Genomic DNA, 18,204 nt, shown 5'->3' with positions numbered 1-18,204 from the left:
TCATAAAAAATCACAGGGAAGTCTTTGTTTTCTTATTTTTCCAGTTTAACTTAATAAGGATTATCAACTTAACAGCATGGAAATTTTACACATCAGCGCGGAATGTTACCCGGTAGCCAAAGTAGGTGGACTAGGTGATGTGGTAGGGGCGTTGCCCAAATATCAGCACCAGTTAGGCAATTTTGCCAAGGTTGTGATACCGGCCTACAGGAATAAGTATTACCATACCCACGAATTTGACGTGGTACACCAGGCCGGCATGTGGCTGGGGCACAACTGGTACCACTTTAACGTTATAAAGGAGCGCAGCAATGAGCTGGGGTTCGACCTGTACCTGGTAGATATCCCCGGTTTACTGGATACTCCCGGCGTTTACGGCTATCCCAACGATACAGAGCGGTTCCTGGCCTTCCAGATCGCCGTATTGGACTGGATCAACGAATGGCAGCACCAGCCCGACGTGATCCATTGCCACGATCACCACACAGGCCTGATCCCTTTCCTGCTCAACTACGGTTATAAATATGAGCGGCTGAAAAGCATCCCCACAGCGCTTACCATTCATAATGCACAGTACCAGGGCCAGTTTGGCTGGGATAAACTATACCTGATCCCGTCTTTCGACCTGTGGAAGTCCGGTATGCTCGACTGGAACGGGGCTATCAACCCGCTGGCATCGGCCATTAAGTGCGCCTGGCGCGTCACTACCGTGTCGCCAGGCTACCTGGAAGAACTGTATTCCAATGCCAATGGGCTGGAAAGCCTGATCAACCAGGAAAGAGCCAAAATGGTGGGCATCCTGAACGGGATCGATACGGTGGTATGGGATCCTTCCACCGACCGTATGTTATCGCTCAATTATGATATTGATACGGTAAGTACCGGGAAAAAAGAAAATAAACAGCTCCTTTGCGAACGCTTCGGGCTGGACGCTTCCTTACCACTGATCTCCTTTATAGGCCGCCTGGTAGGCGATAAAGGGGCCGATCTCCTGCCGGAAATAATTGGCAGAACCCTGCATGAACTGGCAGGTGAAGTAAATTTCCTCGTATTGGGGAGCGGGGAGCCCCATATTGAATGGTCATTGCAACAAACCCGCGCCGTGGTAAGCTACGGCTTTAATGTACATATCGGGTACGACGAATCGTTATCCCACCAGATATATGCCGGCAGCGATTTCCTGTTGATGCCCTCCAGGGTGGAACCCTGCGGGCTTAACCAGATGTATGCCCTGCGTTATGGAACTGTTCCGGTAGTGCGTAGTACCGGCGGACTGAAAGATACGGTCATCGACTTTGGCGACCAGGACGGCGTAGGCATCCGGTTTAACCAGGCCAGCGTTTGGGATGTTTGTTATTCCGTAAAGCGCGCCATAGAATTGTACCGCGACTCCAAACACCTGGACGAAGTACGATTAAGAGGCATGAACATTGATAATTCCTGGGACAGTTCCGCACAGCGGTACCTGGACATGTACAAGCGTATGAAATAGTAAAGAATAATTGAGTGATGACTTTCTAAAACCAATTCCCATTATGACGAACGATGTAATATCCATTATTCTCGGAGGAGGGGCCGGCACCCGCCTGTATCCGCTTACCCGTCGCCGCTCCAAACCAGCGGTGCCCCTGGCAGGTAAATACAGACTGGTGGATATTCCTATCTCCAATTGTTTGAACGCAGAGCTGAACCGCATCTTTGTACTAACGCAGTTCAATTCCGCCTCCCTGAACAAGCATATTAAAAACACCTATCACTTCAGCAACTTTGATAAGGGGTTTGTGGATATACTGGCAGCGGAGCAAACCCCCGATAATCCTACCTGGTACCAGGGAACGGCAGATGCCGTAAGACAATGCCTTCACCACATGGAGAACTTTGAGTTTGAATATATACTCATTTTATCCGGTGACCAGTTGTACCAGATGGACTTCAGAAAGATGATCAAACATCATATCGACACGGGTGCGGAAATATCTATTGCCACTATCCCCGTAAGCGCCAGGGATGCTTCTGATTTTGGTATTTTAAAGGAAGATGAACAGGGCGCCATTGTTTCCTTTACAGAAAAACCTTCGCAGGCTGTGCTGCCTCCGTGGGCTTCCGAAGTAAGCGAGGAAATGCAGAAAGAAGGCCGGGTATATCTTGCCAGTATGGGAATTTATATTTTCAGCCGACAGGTACTGTTTGATATGCTCAATGCACAACCGGAAGCGGCGGACTTTGGTAAACAGCTCATCCCGCAGGCTATCGAAAACAAACGGCGCATCTTCAGCTATCAATATGAAGGGTACTGGACTGATATCGGTAATATCCAGTCTTTCTTCGAAGCCAATATTGGTCTTACCGATGAAATTCCCTTATTTAACCTTTTTGACGAGTCGCAAACTATCTATTCCCGCGCCCGTATGCTGCCGCCCACAAAAATTTCCGGCCATATGGAGAAAACAATGATCGCTGATGGTTGTATTATTATGGCAGACAAGCTGGAAAGAGTAGTGGTGGGGATCCGTACCCGCATTGGCAAAGGCAGCGAAATCAGCAATGCCTATATTATGGGAAGCGACTACTACGAAACGCTCGATGAAATAGAAAGATCCCGCGCAGAGGGAAGACCTTTAATGGGCATCGGTGAAAACTGCGTGATCAATAATGCCATCATTGATAAAAACTGCCGCATCGGTAACGGCGTACATATAAATGGTGGAAAGCACTTAGCTGACGGGGACTTTGAAAAATATACAGTAAAAGACGGCATTGTTGTTGTTAAAAAAGGAGTTGTCCTGGAAGACGGATTCAGTATTTAACAAACAAGATAACCATGCGATTGTCCATAGAGCGGAAGAGTACCAAGATTTATCCTGACCTTAAAAGGGTAGTAGCCAGGTTTTTTTTCAACGGGGAAGCCCGGGCCAAGTCCATTATTCAACAGGTAGCCGCCATGAGCGATGCTGAAGTGGATGTAACGATCATGCCTATACTAAGAGAATTTTCCCGGAGACACCGGAATATTACCAGGATATTTGAACGACATGCAGACCGGCTGAGACACCTGTTTCCTGGTTTGCAGATCGATTATGAAGCCCTCTCACACAAACGCAAATTGCTCACCGGTTCTTATTTCACCAATGAATACTCCATAGAATCAGCGGCTTTTTTCAACCCCTCCCTCGTGGAGGATGTGGACCAGAGCGGGCTGGAAGAAGGACAAAAACGCGTGATCATGAGCTTCCGGGCAGTAGGGGAAGGACACGTATCTTCTATCGCTTTCCGGTCGGGTATCATCGATAAGAACAATGAAATTTCACTGATAGCGCCCGGTAATTATGTAGATGAAGCGGAAATCATCCGCAACTCCCTCTATCATAAACAAACGTTCTTTCAGAATGCCGCATCCATCCGTTTGCCGGACTCCGTGATGCGTGAAATACAGAACTCCCTGCCAGACCAGTTCGAATACCTCGCCTTAAAAAAGGTGATCAGGGAAATGCAACAGCGCTTCCAGGTGGATCATCTCCTTAAAAAAGGCCTGGAAAGGGTACTATGGCTGGCGGATTCTTATTACGAGCTGAATTTTTCACTGGATACCGACCTGTCGGACCGCGTTATTTTTCCTTATTCAGAGGCGGAAAGCCGTGGTATTGAAGATGCCCGCTTTGTAAAATATACCAGCGAAAACGGCAGTGTTACCTATTATGCCACTTATACAGCATACGATGGTATCACCATTCAGCCCAAGCTGCTGCAAACAAAAGATTTCTACAACTTCAAGATCATGCCGCTTTACGGAGAAGGAGCGCAAAACAAGAACCTTGCGCTCTTTCCCCGTAAGATCAACGGCAAATATGTGATGATCTCCCGGATCGACGGCATCAACGGGTATATCATGTACTCTGATAAAATCAATATCTGGGAAAACCCGCAGCTCCTGCATACGCCCAAGTATGCCTGGGAATTTGTACAGGTGGGCAACTGCGGTTCCCCCATTGAAACCCCGGACGGCTGGCTGGTGATCACGCACGGTGTAGGCCCTATGCGTACCTATTGCATTGGCGCCAGCCTGCTGGACCTGGAAAATCCCACAAAGGAAATAGGCCGTTTACGCGAGCCGCTGCTCATGCCCAACAAAGATGAAAGAGAAGGATACGTGCCCAATGTATTGTACTCCTGCGGATCTATTATTCACAACGATGAACTGATCATTCCCTACGGCCTCTCTGATTATGCATCAGGCTTTGCCACCGTTAAACTCGATAAACTGCTCACACAGATCAAAGAAGACGGCGTATAGGTGCTATAAGGAATTATATACGTTGATGTATTGTTCTGTCATGGTTTCCGCACTGAAATTATTTTTTGCGTGCAGGTGGCAGTCGTGGCGGTTAATCAGCGTAAGATCTTCAATACAGGCGGCGGCTTCCTGTAAATTGTTTACCAGGAAACCTGTCTTCCTGTCGAGGATCAGTTCCGGCATAGAGCCGCGGTTATACGCAATAACAGGCGTGCCGCAAAGCATAGCTTCTGCCACGCTCAGCCCAAAAGGTTCGTTAAAGTAGATAGGATGTAACAGGGCGCTGGCCTTGCCCAGCAACTGGCTGCGTTCTTCTCCGCCTACAGCGCCGATAAAAATGATCTGTTCATCATCTATATATGGTTTCACTTTCTCATTAAAATAGGCTTCATCCTGTATGATCCCCGCAATGATCAGTTTGCGGCGGGAGTGAAGAGCTATCTGCACCGCGTCGTATGCACCTTTGTCGGGATGAATGCGGCCATAATACAAAAGATAGCTGTCGGGCGCAGGCTCGAAGGCAAAATCCCCTGTCCGGATCCCGTTATACACAGTGGCCTTGTAATGCAGCGATACATGGCGGTCGGAGTTGCTGATAGACACATATCTTCCTATATCATTATACCGCTGGTATACCGGTAATATTTTGTGAGAGGAAAATCCGTGGATGGTGGTTACCATCGGCGTTTTAATAAGCCTGGAGTAGGTGAGGGGAAGAAAATCGAAATGATTATGGATGATATCAAAATCCCGGGCCTGTTCCATCAGGTAACTGATATGCATACACTCGTTCACTTTGGCATCAGCTTCACGGTCTTCCTCGTACCCTTTGGCGCAAATGGCGGCCAGGACACCGGAAGTTACCGAGTCGGCGGTGGCGAAAAGGGTTACCTCCATTCCTTTGGCTACCAGCCCCTCTGCCAGGTTGGATGCCATTTGTTCCCAGGGTCCGTAATGCCTGGGCGGTGTGCGCCAGGCTATGGGCGATAATATTGCTACCTTCATAATGCTGTGTTTTGCTGGTTTCGCCTTTTCAGAGCGTTGTTTGCACCATCACTGTCAAAACAAGCGCCAAAGAAACGTGGGGATTGCCGGTCAACCAATATTCTGATCAACCAATTGACTAATTACCTAACTTCGTACATTCAAAAATTTCGATGTGTTGGCACTGCATCGTTTTGTAATTGGTAATTTGTAATTCGAAACTCAATATGCCCGAATATATTCCTTATGGGAAAACTGGTTATTTTAATCAGCTGGTAACAGATTTTTTAGCAGAACGTCCGCAGATCAGACCATTTTATACCTATTCTCCTGTACATCCGGATTTTAACGCCGCCATCGCTGCCCGGCAGCAGTTTAATACGCCACGTGCCGCTCTGGTAGCAGCCCTGGAACAGCAATACGAGGGCCTTGAGCCTGTAAAGGCAGTGCAGGATAACATCACAGCCCTGCTACAACCTACTACCTTTACTGTATGCACCGCTCATCAGCCCAATATTTTCACCGGTTATCTTTACTTCGCCTACAAGATCCTGCAAACCATTAAGCTTTGCCGTGAACTGAAGCAGCAATATCCGCAGCATCATTTTGTGCCGGTATATTACATGGGCAGCGAAGATGCCGACCTGGAAGAACTGGGCAGCATTTACCTTGAAGGGAAAACCATCACCTGGAACACCACCCAGCAGGGAGCGGTAGGCCGTATGCAACCTGATGGACTGGAAGCGCTGATTGCCGAAGTGAAGAAAGTACTGGGATATGCGCCTCACAGCGAGGAGCTGATCAGCCTTCTGCAGAAAGCTTACCTGGAACACGCTAATATACAGGAAGCCACCCTGTACCTGGTACATGCCTTGTTTGGCCGGTTCGGGCTGGTTACGCTGGTACCGGACAGCGCTGCATTAAAACGTTTATACCTTCCAGTTATAAAGGACGAACTGCTTAACCAGGCATCGCATGCTATTGTAAGTGATACGCTTGAAAAGCTGGGAGAACATTATAAAGTACAGGCCAATCCACGGGAAATAAATCTTTTTTATTTACAGGATGGCTCAAGGGAACGCATTGTGCGGGAGGGCGATCAGTGGAAAGTATTACACACCCCGTTGACTTTCAACGCCGCTTCCCTGGAAGCAGCTTTGGAAGCGCATCCTGAAAGCTTTAGCCCCAATGTTATTTTGCGGGGCATGTTCCAGGAAACTATCCTGCCTAACATTGCCTTTATTGGTGGTGGCGGTGAAATAGCTTACTGGCTGGAGTTAAAGGGGCTTTTTACACATTATAAAGTACCATTCCCCGTGTTGCTGCTACGTAATTCGCTGTTGCTCACAGATGAAATATCCCGGCAACGTATTACTAAGCTGGGACTTAGCACCAATGATCTTTTCAAGGGGACGGAAGATATTGTGAACGATTATGTGAAGCGCCATACGAATGCCTCGCTGGTGTTGAAAGATGAATACGCCGCCATTGAACAATTGTTTGATGCACTGGAAGAAAAGGCCCGCAGTATTGATGTAACGCTGATTGCCACTACGGCATCTGAAAGAAAGAAAGCGCTGAAATCGATCGGTAAGCTGGAACATAAATTCCTGCGCGCAGAGAAGAAGAAATTCGCCTGGCAAACGGACCAGATCCGCCAGATTAAAAATAAACTATTCCCGGCCGGCTCATTGCAGGAGCGTAAGGAAAACTTCCTGCCCTGGTATGCCCAGGAGGGCCCTGCGTTCTTTGACCGGGTGCTGGACGCGATTATTCCCGTAACCGACCAGTTCACCATCCTGGGGGAATAAGCGGAGGGATCGCCTTCGGCGATTGTTTTGGAACACTGATTATGATGATTACGCTGATTACACTGATTTATTTTGAGATTTTATATATGATTAGGGGAGATAAAAGTGAATATTGCTTTTATCTCCCTATTTTTTTATTAATTCAATCCTTTAAAATCCCGAAAAATAAATCAGTGTAATCAGCGTAATCATCATAATCCTGAGTCAGACAAAATTCGCATCGCCGAAGGCGATCCCTTCGCTACGCGCTTTGTGTCAGGGCTTTGCTCATATCTTTTACTAACGCCAGGATGGCCATAAGCTGGTCGTGCACCTGTTTCGTTTCCAGCATTTCGTCGCGGGTGGGTGTAGCGCCTTTCCCATCATTGATTTCCTGTTGGCGCTGATGTACCAGGCTTTCCAGGTGGGCATCCAGCCTGTCGAAAGCATGGATCAGAGGCGAAGGCTGCGCGCTGCCACCGGTGGCGGGGTTTGTCATGAGTATGAGCTGGTCCATATAATGGAGCAGGTAATCCGTAATTTCGCGGTATTCCGGCCGGGGGAACTGTACCCCGTGATGAAGGCTGTATGCCGCCAGGGCGGCTGTGTGGGAAGTGAGCGTATGATTCAGTACCACGTAGTGGTATACTTCAGAAGCGTTCTTTTGTTTGCTTTTAGGTTCGGATAACATGCGCTGGAAGGCAGACATCAGATTGGCGGCGGCTACATAAGCGTCTTTCCTGGCCAGTTTGAAATCGGTAATGGATAACTGTTCATTGGAGTAGGCGCGCATTACCAATTCAAAATATTTGCGGTTGGCTTCCATCATCTTTTTCATATGGTCCGGCAGGAAATTATGTTCCCAGGTAGGCCACAGCAGCATGTTCGCAAAGAAGGCAATACCTCCGCCGATGAAGGTGTCCAGTACCCGCTGTGTCAGGTTGTACAGATCGGAAGGGTGGAGGAAGTGCAGCAGGAAGATGATAAACGGTGTTACAAAAAATACACTCAGCGTATACTGGATGCTCATAAAGCTATAAGCGCCGAGGATACAGATAAGCATTACCACGAATATCACCGTATCGTTATGGGTAATATAAAGCAGGCCGGCGGCAAATAGTGCACCGGTAACGGTACCGATTAAACGCTGTATACTGCGGGATTTTGTAAGGCCGAAGCCAGGCTTCAGGATCACCACTACGGTGAGCAGGATCCAGTATATACGATCCAGGTGAAGGGCCAGCCCCAGCCCGTAACCTGCCAGTGTGGCCAGGCTCACACGGATGGAGTGGCGGAAGATATGTGATTTGAACGTGAGGTTGTCACGGAATGTTTCGAAGTCGTATTTCTGCCGGGTAGTGAATTTGGACAGCTCCAGTTTGGGATCTATGGATTCGTCTTTCAGTCGCTCCAGCCGGGTAAGCCGGTGCAGGTTATAAATGCGCTGGGCCATATCCTGCAGGTTCTGCAGGATGTTGGTAAGCGGAATAGTGCGTGTTCTTTCCTTAAGGGTAGGTAGTTTCAGGGTAATATCGGCGATAGCCTGTTTTACCTTCTCCATTTCAAATTTCAGGTTGGCTTTGGGCAGGGAGCGCTGGCCCGCGGCCACGGCCATGCCTATGTTCTTCAGTTCCTGTACGAACTCCATAATGAGCAGGTGGAATTTCTCGAGGATGGCTTCGTCTTTGAAATCGGCCTGCAGGGCATTATAGTCCGTTTGTGATGCCATGATCTGTTCCTGGAGATCTACCATATCAAGGAAAATGAGCACCATGCTTTTATTCAGGCTGGTAGTGCCTTGTTGGGCGGACCGTCTTTTCAGCAGCAGTTCGCGTACATTTTCCTGTTTTTCATTGACGATCACCTGCTGTGCCAGCACGGCTTTATAGTTCTCGTTTACATTGATGCCAGGGGTATAAAAATTGGCCCTTACTTCAAGGTAGCGGGCAGTTTGCAGGATACAATCTCCCAGCGCCTGTTGTACGTTAAGATAAGGGCGGATCTGCCAGAGGGTAAGTGCCAGCACAGCATACCAAATACTGCCCAGCAGCACCATGGAAGCATGCAGCAGGGTGAGTTGCGGGGTAAGTTGTGTTTCTCCCAGTATAGATACCAGTACCAGCAGGCAGCCGGTACCTATATTGCCACCGCGGTTGCCGTATACCAGCAGCATGGCAAACATAAAACAGCAGATACCTATCCACACGGCCATAGGGATGGCATAAGGGATTAGCAATCCTGTACCCAGCGCAGTAAAGAAGATCAGGATGGTACTGATGATAAGACCATTCCGTTTGTGTATAATGGTACCTGGCACGTCGCTGAGGGCGGTACACAGGGCGCCCATGGATACCGCGATACCCAGGTCCAGCATACCAAACCAGGCGAATACCAGCGAGGGCACTACCACACTGATAGTGGTACGCATACCGTTGCTGAAATGATAACTGTATAGAAAATTTTTGACGTTGTTGATCTGCTGTTCTGTACGCAAACGTAAATGGGTTTTTGATGGCGCAAAGATAAGCGGATTTTGTCTTACGCGGATTTTGTCTGGCTCAGTGATTTTGATGATTATAATGATTAGGGAGTTTTAACTGTGTTTTGTTGTTATAACCGGAATTTTGTCTGAACCAGGATGATGATTATGTTGATTCCGGAGTTCTATATTGTATTATATTATTATATAATATTGAATGGCATCAGTTTAACGGGGGGGCAGAAAAATATATCAGAAAAATCAGAAAAATCATCAAAATCATTGAGTCAGACAAAATCCGCATCAGGCAAAATCTGCGTTATTTTCTCACAGGGAATTAAATTGTAATTGTTCTTTTTACTATATTTATAACCAGTCTTTTAGACTTTAGTTGCGTGCTGCGGGCAGAGAGCAATAAGCAGTGATTGTGTATAAATAATTACTGTATATTATTGCATCTCACTTAAATTACTTTTTGATTCGGGTAAAATTATATCTTTGACGCCTTAAAAAACCTCGGAGTACGACGTGCGCTTAAAAACACTAGAAATTAAAGGCTTTAAAAGTTTTGCAGATAAAACCGTTTTGCAGTTCGACGAAGGCATCACTGGGGTGATTGGGCCAAACGGTTGCGGCAAAAGTAATATCATCGACTCCATCCGCTGGGTAATCGGCGAGCACAAAATCAGCAACCTCCGCTCTGATAACCAGGCGGGACTTGTGTTCAACGGTTCCAAAAGCCGCTCTGCAAGCGGTATGGCGGAAGTTAGTCTCACTTTCGAGAATACGAAGAACGTACTACCCACCGAATTCACTACGGTGACGATTACACGTAAGTTTTATAAGAACGGCGACAGCGAGTACCGTCTCAACGACGTGGCCTGCCGCCTGAAGGATATCCATAACCTGTTCATGGACACGGGCGTAAGTACCGATTCCTATGCCATCATTGAGCTGGGCATGGTGGATGATATCATCAAAGACAAAGAAAACAGCCGTCGCCGTATGCTGGAACAGGCGGCCGGCATCTCCATCTATAAAACCAGGAAAAAAGAAGCCAAATCCAAACTGGACGCCACCGAAGGTGACCTGAACCGTATTGAGGACCTGTTGTTTGAAATCAATAACAACCTCAAAACACTGGAAAGCCAGGCCCGTAAGGCGGAACGCTTCTACGAGGTAAAAAAGGAATACCGCGAAATCAGTATTGAGCTTGCCAAAGCGGCCCTGGAAGGCTTTAACGTTACTTTCAAGGAACTGTCGGATACCCAGCAGAATGAAAGCGACCGCAAACTGGCGCTGGAAACAGAGATACTCAGCGCAGAAGCAGCCGTAGAACAGGATAAACTGCATTTCGTAGCAAAGGAAAGGGAACTGCAAACCATGCAGAAATCCTTTAATGAACTGGTTTCCACTATCCGCACCAAGGAAAACGATAAGAACCTTGCCACGCAGCAGCTCACATATCTGCGCGAGCGGGAAAAAAATATCAGCGACTTCCTCAATAATGCAGAAGGACAACTGCAGGGACTTACCACCTCTATCGAATTTACAGAGAAACAGGTGGAAGAAGAAGGGGAAGTGTTTGAAACAATGGCAGACGAACTGGAAACCCTCCGCGATATGGTAGAGGAAAAGAAGGAACGCTTCCATCAGAAGAAACAAGCCCTCGAAACCCTGCGCAACGACCAGCAACGCTGGCAACGCCAGCAGTTTGAGGCGGAAAAGAAAGTAGCCGTTGCCGATACTTCCGTGATGAACCTGCAACGCAGCATGCAGCAGCTCCAGGAAGAAAAAGCCAGCCGCCAGCAGCAGATCGCCCAGCTGGAAACAGAAAAAGAGGCATTGCAGCAAACACTGACCGGCAGCAAAACGGAACTGGAAAACATGGTCCGTTTCCAGGAAGAAACCAAAAGTAAAATCCTCGCCACCCAGTCCGATATAGAAGGGCTGCGTGATAAGCTGGTGGATGAAAATCGTACCCTCGATGCCAAAAAGAACGAGTTCGACCTGCTCAAATCGCTGGTCGACAGCCTGGAAGGCTATCCAGAGAGTATCAAATTCCTCAAGAAAAATCCCGACTGGAACAATAACGCTCCTATCCTCAGCGATATCTTTTTTTGTAAAGAAGAATACCGCACCTGCGTGGAAAACCTGCTGGAACCTTACCTGAGCTACTATGTTGTAAACAACGTACAGGAAGCGGTACAGGCTATCCAGCTGCTCGACAGCAACAAGAAAGGGAAGGCCAATTTCTTTATCCTCGATCAGTTCCGTACCGATTATTCGCCGCTGCTGGCGCCCGCAGGCACTATCCCGGCGCTGGAGGTAGTGGAGATCGAAGAAAAATACATGGGGCTCGGGCATTACCTCCTGGGTAAAGTGTTTATAGGGGAGGACCTTACAAGGCTGGAATTCAGCCAGGTGGCAGACGAAAGAATGCTGCTGGTGGAAAAATCCGGCCGCATGCACCGTGGCAAATACAATATCAGCGGTGGTTCTGTAGGACTATTTGAAGGCAAGAAGCTGGGCCGGGCCAAGAACCTGGAAAAACTGGAAACAGAGATCAAAGACCTGGAAAGTGTAGTAGGCCGCCTGAAAGTAGCGCTGCAAAGCAAACACGACGAAGTGTTAGGCTACAACAGCCAGTTAAACGAAAATAATATCAATGCTGCAAGGGAAAAGGTAAACCAACTGAGCAACCAGCTGTTCGGCCTGCAGAACAGGATTGAAAACTTCCATCATCTCATTGAAGCCGGCGACAAACGCCTGGAGGAAATGCAGCAATCGCTGGAAACCAACCAGGAAAGTATTTCCGGTGTAAAAGATGAACTGGAAAGCCTGAATGAAAGGGTGAATGAACTGCAGGACAGTATCGCTGATGCCGACAGGACAGCCCAGGAAGCGGAACAGCAGTTTAATATGGCCACTGTGCAGTTCAATAACCAGAACCTGCAACATACCCGCCAGCAAAGTAAAATACAGGCCCTCAAACAGGAACTGGAATTTAAACGCAAACAACTGGCAGACCTGCATGTGCAGATCACCAGCAACAAATCGCAACTGGAAGATGCAGTGGCCAACATCGCTGCTGCCGTAGAAAAACTGAGCCATGCTGATGACGGCCTCGTGGAACTGTTCCGCCAGCGTGAAGAAGAAGAAAAAGCCCTCAACGAAAAAGACCAGGAATACTATAATTTCCGTAACCACCTGCAGGAACTGGAAACCACGCTGAGAACAAAACAGCGCGCCAAACAGGAACTGGAACAGCAACTGAATACTATCAAGGATAAAGTGAACGAATTGAAACTGCAGCTTACCTCTATGAAGGAAAGGCTCAGCGTGGAGTTTAAGGTGAACCTTGATGAGATTATTGATGAGCAGCGCAGCTCCGAACTGTCCGTGGAAGAACTGACCGGCAGTGCAGAGCGATTGAAAAAGCGCATGGAAAATATGGGGGAAATTAACCCCACAGCCATTGAGGCTTACCAGGAAATGAAGAAACGTTACGAATTCATCCTGGAGCAGAAAACGGATCTTGTTAATGCGAAAGACTCACTGCTGGCTACTATACAGGAAGTAGAGTCAACCGCTAACCAGAAATTCCTGGATACCTTTAACCAGGTGAAAGAGAACTTTATCAGGGTGTTTAAAGCATTGTTTACGGAAGAAGACCAGTGCGATATGATCCTGAGTGATCCGGAAAACCTGGCAGATACCGGTATTGAAATCATCGCGAAGCCAAAAGGTAAGCGCCCGGCGGCTATTACACAGTTGTCCGGTGGTGAAAAAACACTCACGGCTACTGCACTGCTGTTTGCCATTTACCTGATTAAACCGGCGCCATTCTGTATCCTGGATGAGGTGGATGCCCCGTTGGATGATGCCAATGTGGGTAAATTTACCAACATGATCAGGAAGTTTTCCGATAATTCACAATTTATTATTGTAACACACAACAAGCAAACAATGGCCGCTGTAGACGTGATCTATGGCGTAACCATGCAGGAGCCGGGGGTAAGTAAACTGGTTCCGGTAGATTTCAGGAGTTTAAACTAGCCACTTGGTTTGGTTGTTGTGAAGACAGTTTATTACTTTTATTCTTTATTCTAAAAAAATAAAAAAACGTAAACACTATGGGCGCATGGGGCACCAGAAATTTTGAAAATGATGGATCACAGGATTGGATATTTGACCTGATCGATAATAAAGACGGTGGTTTGGTGTCTGATACGCTGGCGCGTATCATCAATAACATCGAAACACTGGAAGTTTCAGATTGCGAAGAGGCACTGGCCGCTGCAGAACTGGTGGCAGCATTGGTTGGCCGCCCTAGCGAAGATTTCCCTGAAGATCCGCTGGATCAGCTGGATGTACTGAACCTCATCGGTACACGCGCACTCAGGAACCAGGCGATTGCTGCAGTAAACAAAATTGTAGCTGCTTCCGAAATGAAGAATTACTGGGAAGAAGCCGGGCATGGCGAAGAATGGGCTGGTGTACAGGCGGGTCTGATCAAGCGTTTGGAGTAGGGGGAGTGCCTTTGGCACTTGTCTTTCAGCGGATTTTGTCTTGGAACACTGATTACGCTGATTTTGTTTGATTTTATTTTTGCGTTTACTTATAATAATTAAGGGAGATGTAAGTGGATTGTTCACTTATATCTCCCTTAATTATTATAAGTAAAGTGTAAAAAAATATTCGTTTATATCAACAAAACGCCGGTAAAAAAATTCAGCGTAATCAGTGTTCCAAGACAAAATCCGCTCATATCAACAAAACACCAAAAAAAATTCAGGGAAATCAGCGAAATCATCATAACCTGAGTCAGACAAAATCCGCTCTAAATCAATATCCCCGCAATGGAAGCAGACATATAAGACGCCAGCGTACCGCATAACAGCGCTTTAAGCCCCAGTTTCGCCAGGTCCGATCTTCTGTCGGGCGCCAGCTCGCCAATACCGCCAATCTGCATACCTACGCTGCTGAAATTGGCAAAGCCTGCAATAGCAATAGTAACAATGGCAATGCCTTTAGAGGTCAGCACCGGAACGGTTTTATCAGTAAGACTTTTAAAAGCCACAAATTCGTTGATGGTGAGTTTTTGTCCCAGCAGGGTAGCTACATTCTGCACATCTCCCTGTGGCACACCCATGGCCCAGGCCATTGGCATAAATACTTTTCCGAAAATCCAGTCGAGGCTGAGGTTAAAACCGGGATCGAAAATATGACCGATATGGATCAGGATCCAGTCGATCAGCGCAATAAAAGCAATAAACCCGATCAGCATGGCAATTACGTTCATGGCTATTTTAAAGCCATCGCCTGCGCCGTGTGAAATGGCGTCTATCACGTTGGTATAATTACTCTTTACTTCCATCTTTACGCGGCCCATGGTTACGCTTTCTTCTGTTTCCGGGAAAACGATCTTGGAGATCACCAGTGCGCCCGGCGCCGCCATAAGACTGGCTGTGATAAGGAAGGGCGCAATATGCAATCCTGCCTGCAGTCCCATGTTCACATATACCACCAGGATACCGCCCGCAATACAGGCCAGGCTTCCACTCATAGATGCCAGGATCTCGCTCTTGGTCATACTCGATAAGTACGGACGGATCATTACCTGCGCTTCTACCTGTCCTACAAATGCGCTTGCCACATTGCTCAGCGCTTCCGCGCCGCTAACACGCATCACGTAATTCATAGCCCGGGCGATTACTGCTACTACGCGCTGCATGATACCGTAATGATACAAAACCGCTACCAGCACACATACCAGGATGATGGTAGATGTTACATTAAAAGCAAATACAAAACCACCGGCGGCGTAGTCCTTTAATCCCGTGCCATCCGGCTGGGATACGCCAATGCCGCCATACACAAAGGCCGCACCTTTACGGGCAAAGGCTTCCAGCTTCCCCATCGCATCTCCTACCCGTTGGAAGAACCAGGTAATAGGGGGCACCTTAAATACCAGGAAACCTATCAATACCTGTAAGCCAATACCACTGAATACCAGCCTGTAATTGATCTTACTTCTGTTATTGGAAAATAGAAAGGCTATACCCAAAATAAGTACAATGCCTATGATGCCCTGAAAGCGTTCCATAAATGCAAATAAATCGTAAAATGTATGCAATGAAGCGACGAAGATAAGTTTTTTTGACGTGGTGCAGATAGTTGATCTTTCACTCATATAATTTTTCGAAAAAAATATATTTAGAAATGTATTTTTAGTGCTTTCGCAATCGAATGATAAACCAAATGCAGCGTATTCACTATCGTTTAATCACCACGTTATGCATGGCTCTATTTGCCTGTGGGCAAGGGAATCAGCCAAAGGACGGAGACAAGCACAGAAAAGATTCTATTGCCATGCGGGAGCAGTTTGCCACTTCACCCGTACTGGATGCCAAAACAGCTATTGGCCAGATGCAGGTCGACAATGGCCTGGAAGTACAGCTGGTAGCCGCGGAACCTATGGTAGTGGCGCCGGTGGCCATGTCGTTTGATGAGCGTGGCCGCATGTGGGTAGTGGAAATGACCGGCTTTATGCCCGATACCGCCGGCACCGGGGAAGATAAACCAGACGGGAAAATAGTGATACTGGAAGATACCAACAGTGATGGCGTAATGGATAAACGTACCGTTTTCCTTGATTCACTGGTACTGCCAAGAGCCATATGCCTGATAGAGAACGGGGTACTGGTAGCTACGCCTCCGCAGCTTTGGTTTATAGAAAATAACGGCGATAAACCCGGTAAGAAAACCCTGGTGGATGATCAATATGCCGCTGGCGGAAATGTGGAGCACCAGCCCAATGGCCTGCTGCGCGCAATGGATAACTGGATCTATAATGCAAAATCGGATAGGCGTTACCGTAAGGCAGGAAATAAGTGGTTAAAAGAACCTACCCATTTCCGGGGTCAATGGGGAATTACCCAGGATGATCGCGGCCGTCTTTATTATAATAACAATTCCGAAAACCTCCTGGGTGATTATTTTTCACCCGGCTTGGGCGGCACTAATCCCCTGCAGAATAATGCAGCGGGCTTCGACCAGAAAATAGTGCCCGATAACCGCACTTATCCTGCCCATCCAACACCCGGCGTAAACCGTGGTTACCAGAAGGGTACGCTGGACGACAGTCTGCGCCTGGTAAATTTTACTGCAGCCTGTGGCCCTGTGATCTATCGCGGCAACCTGCTGCCTGCTGCTTATGCAGGCAATGCGTTTGTAGCAGAGCCCTCCGCCAACCTGATCAAAAGGAATATTTTGTCGGACAGCAGCTATATTGTGAAAGGCGTGCAGGCCTACAAGGGAAAGGAATTCCTCGCCAGCACAGACGAGCGTTTCCGCCCGGTGGACCTGCGCACAGGTCCTGACGGGGCCTTGTACATCGCCGATATGTACCGTGGCATCCTGCAGCACAAAACCTACCTTACAGACTACCTGAAGAATGAAATAAAGATGCGTAACCTTACGCTGCCCCTGAACTGCGGCCGTATTTACCGGATCGTTCCAGCCGGTAGCAAGCCTCAGCCGGTAACGTTTGAGCTTACGCCTGCTTTCCTCGGTAAAATGCTGGGTAATGAAAACGGTATTTTGAGAGATAAAGCGCAGCAACTCATCATTGATCAGCACTTAACAGCCATGGCCCCCGAACTGCGAACCATGCTCAAAGACGCTGCACATCCGCTCACCCGGATCCACGCCCTCTGGACCCTGGAAGGGTTGCACAGCCTTACCGCAGAGGATATCAGCTGGATCTGGCAACAAACAGACGCCGGTCTGAAGATGCAGGGGCTGGCAGCGTTACCGTCTGTATTGAACAGCAGCAACATCAAAGCAACTGTAGCAGCGCTGGATTCCTTATCAAACAACCCTTACCTGGCGCCGGCGGTAACATATATATTACCGGCAGTAGGCAAACTGGACAAAGCAGCAGCCACCCGCCTGGAAGATAAGATGATAAAATCGTATGCCCCTGACCGTTATGTGGCAGCTGCGCTGGTAAACAACGCCGCCAACAGGGAAGAGGCCTTACTGAAACAGGTAATTGCCTGGAATCCCGATACCGCGCTGGTATTGCGCCGGCAGCTGCAACAGGTGCTGAAGAATATGGACAGTAAAGCCAATGCTAAAAAGATGGAAGCATTGCGGAAAGAACTGCCAAGAGGGTATAAGATCTTTAATACCGTATGCCAGACCTGTCATGGTAAAAACGGGGAAGGCATAGCCTCCATGGCGCCACCACTGAATGAAAGCAACTGGGTAAACGGTAATAAGAAAGCATTTATTTCTATTGTATTATTCGGGCTCACCGGCCCGGTAGAAGTACATGGAAAAATGTACAAGGCGCCCGAAATAAACGGCGATATGCCGGGCATCGGCGCCAGTGATGAATTCAGTGATGCAGACATTGCACAGCTGCTCACCTTCCTGCGCAGCGCCTGGAAAAACAAAGCCGATAAAGTAACCGCTGCGGATATCCAGCAGGTGAGAAAGTTGTATAATGGCCGCCAGAAGCCTTTCACAGCGGGCGAGTTAGCGAATTAACCTTTTGTTGTAAATAAATGCCTTATATTTGCCGGATACAATTATTTATTAATTGCGTCCGGCAAATTACATATTACCCATACTCAATACACCCCGTGCTT

Annotated in this window: 10 protein-coding genes; 7 read left to right on the top strand and 3 right to left on the bottom strand. The window is 47.8% G+C overall.

Features of this window, described 5'->3' with window-relative positions; genetic code table 11:
• Window positions 1–76: 76 nt before the first annotated feature.
• The 3 genes from ABIE50_RS23735 to ABIE50_RS23725 are packed head-to-tail and all read left to right on the top strand — an operon-like array spanning window position 77 to window position 4,291.
• Window positions 77–1,492 (top strand): glycogen synthase, encoded by a 1,416-nt coding sequence (locus ABIE50_RS23735; protein WP_209858986.1) that lies wholly within the window; start codon window positions 77–79, stop codon window positions 1,490–1,492.
• A 43-nt stretch (window positions 1,493–1,535) separates the two neighbouring features.
• The gene (locus ABIE50_RS23730; RefSeq protein WP_209858988.1) at window positions 1,536–2,807 is read left to right on the top strand and encodes a glucose-1-phosphate adenylyltransferase; all 1,272 of its coding nucleotides are present in this window, start codon (window positions 1,536–1,538) and stop codon (window positions 2,805–2,807) included.
• A 14-nt stretch (window positions 2,808–2,821) separates the two neighbouring features.
• Window positions 2,822–4,291, top strand: coding sequence for a glycoside hydrolase family 130 protein (locus ABIE50_RS23725; protein ID WP_142688551.1), 1,470 nt, complete (start codon window positions 2,822–2,824; stop codon window positions 4,289–4,291).
• A 3-nt stretch (window positions 4,292–4,294) separates the two neighbouring features.
• On the opposite strand, the gene ABIE50_RS23720 is transcribed toward ABIE50_RS23725, so the two are convergent.
• Window positions 4,295–5,296: a glycosyltransferase family 4 protein gene (locus tag ABIE50_RS23720; protein ID WP_209858990.1), complete on the bottom strand. Its 1,002-nt coding sequence runs from the start codon at window positions 5,294–5,296 to the stop codon at window positions 4,295–4,297.
• Between the two features lie 206 nt (window positions 5,297–5,502).
• Here ABIE50_RS23720 and bshC point away from each other — a divergent pair, with 206 nt between their 5' ends.
• The gene (bshC, locus tag ABIE50_RS23715) at window positions 5,503–7,086 is read left to right on the top strand and encodes a bacillithiol biosynthesis cysteine-adding enzyme BshC (protein ID WP_209858992.1); all 1,584 of its coding nucleotides are present in this window, start codon (window positions 5,503–5,505) and stop codon (window positions 7,084–7,086) included.
• 241 nt (window positions 7,087–7,327) lie between these two features.
• Here bshC and ABIE50_RS23710 read toward each other — a convergent pair whose 3' ends face one another.
• Window positions 7,328–9,559: an FUSC family protein gene (locus ABIE50_RS23710; protein ID WP_209858994.1), complete on the bottom strand. Its 2,232-nt coding sequence runs from the start codon at window positions 9,557–9,559 to the stop codon at window positions 7,328–7,330.
• A 513-nt stretch (window positions 9,560–10,072) separates the two neighbouring features.
• On the opposite strand from ABIE50_RS23710, the gene smc reads away from it, so the two are divergent.
• Together smc and ABIE50_RS23700 are read left to right on the top strand one after the other, a co-directional pair.
• The gene (smc, locus tag ABIE50_RS23705) at window positions 10,073–13,603 is read left to right on the top strand and encodes a chromosome segregation protein SMC (RefSeq protein ID WP_209858996.1); all 3,531 of its coding nucleotides are present in this window, start codon (window positions 10,073–10,075) and stop codon (window positions 13,601–13,603) included.
• A gap of 77 nt (window positions 13,604–13,680) precedes the next feature.
• Window positions 13,681–14,076 carry a DUF4259 domain-containing protein gene (locus ABIE50_RS23700; RefSeq protein WP_209858998.1) on the top strand — a complete coding sequence of 132 codons (396 nt, stop codon included), beginning with the start codon at window positions 13,681–13,683 and terminating at the stop codon, window positions 14,074–14,076.
• Window positions 14,077–14,387: 311 nt separating this feature from the next.
• Here the strand turns inward: ABIE50_RS23700 and ABIE50_RS23695 are convergent, their stop codons facing one another.
• Window positions 14,388–15,653, bottom strand: a complete 1,266-nt coding sequence (locus ABIE50_RS23695; protein ID WP_209859000.1) for a NupC/NupG family nucleoside CNT transporter — start codon at window positions 15,651–15,653, stop codon at window positions 14,388–14,390.
• 194 nt (window positions 15,654–15,847) lie between these two features.
• Here ABIE50_RS23695 and ABIE50_RS23690 point away from each other — a divergent pair, with 194 nt between their 5' ends.
• Window positions 15,848–18,103 carry a DUF7133 domain-containing protein gene (locus ABIE50_RS23690; protein ID WP_209859002.1) on the top strand — a complete coding sequence of 752 codons (2,256 nt, stop codon included), beginning with the start codon at window positions 15,848–15,850 and terminating at the stop codon, window positions 18,101–18,103.
• Window positions 18,104–18,204: the final 101 nt, after the last annotated feature.

This window comes from Chitinophaga sp. OAE865 (genome assembly GCF_040546735.1).
GTDB classification, from domain to species: Bacteria; Bacteroidota; Bacteroidia; order Chitinophagales; family Chitinophagaceae; genus Chitinophaga; species Chitinophaga polysaccharea_A.
Note: the sequence above shows the minus strand (reverse complement) of the source record. Positions and strands in the feature narration are given on the sequence as shown.

Coding starts and splice junctions, on each gene's coding strand:
- ABIE50_RS23735 (WP_209858986.1), top strand. CDS start 77: ATGGAAATTTTACACATCAGCGCGGAATGTTACCCGGTAGCCAAAGTA.
- ABIE50_RS23730 (WP_209858988.1), top strand. CDS start 1,536: ATGACGAACGATGTAATATCCATTATTCTCGGAGGAGGGGCCGGCACC.
- ABIE50_RS23725 (WP_142688551.1), top strand. CDS start 2,822: ATGCGATTGTCCATAGAGCGGAAGAGTACCAAGATTTATCCTGACCTT.
- ABIE50_RS23720 (WP_209858990.1), bottom strand. CDS start 5,296: ATGAAGGTAGCAATATTATCGCCCATAGCCTGGCGCACACCGCCCAGG.
- bshC (WP_209858992.1), top strand. CDS start 5,503: ATGCCCGAATATATTCCTTATGGGAAAACTGGTTATTTTAATCAGCTG.
- ABIE50_RS23700 (WP_209858998.1), top strand. CDS start 13,681: ATGGGCGCATGGGGCACCAGAAATTTTGAAAATGATGGATCACAGGAT.
- ABIE50_RS23695 (WP_209859000.1), bottom strand. CDS start 15,653: ATGGAACGCTTTCAGGGCATCATAGGCATTGTACTTATTTTGGGTATA.
- ABIE50_RS23690 (WP_209859002.1), top strand. CDS start 15,848: ATGGCTCTATTTGCCTGTGGGCAAGGGAATCAGCCAAAGGACGGAGAC.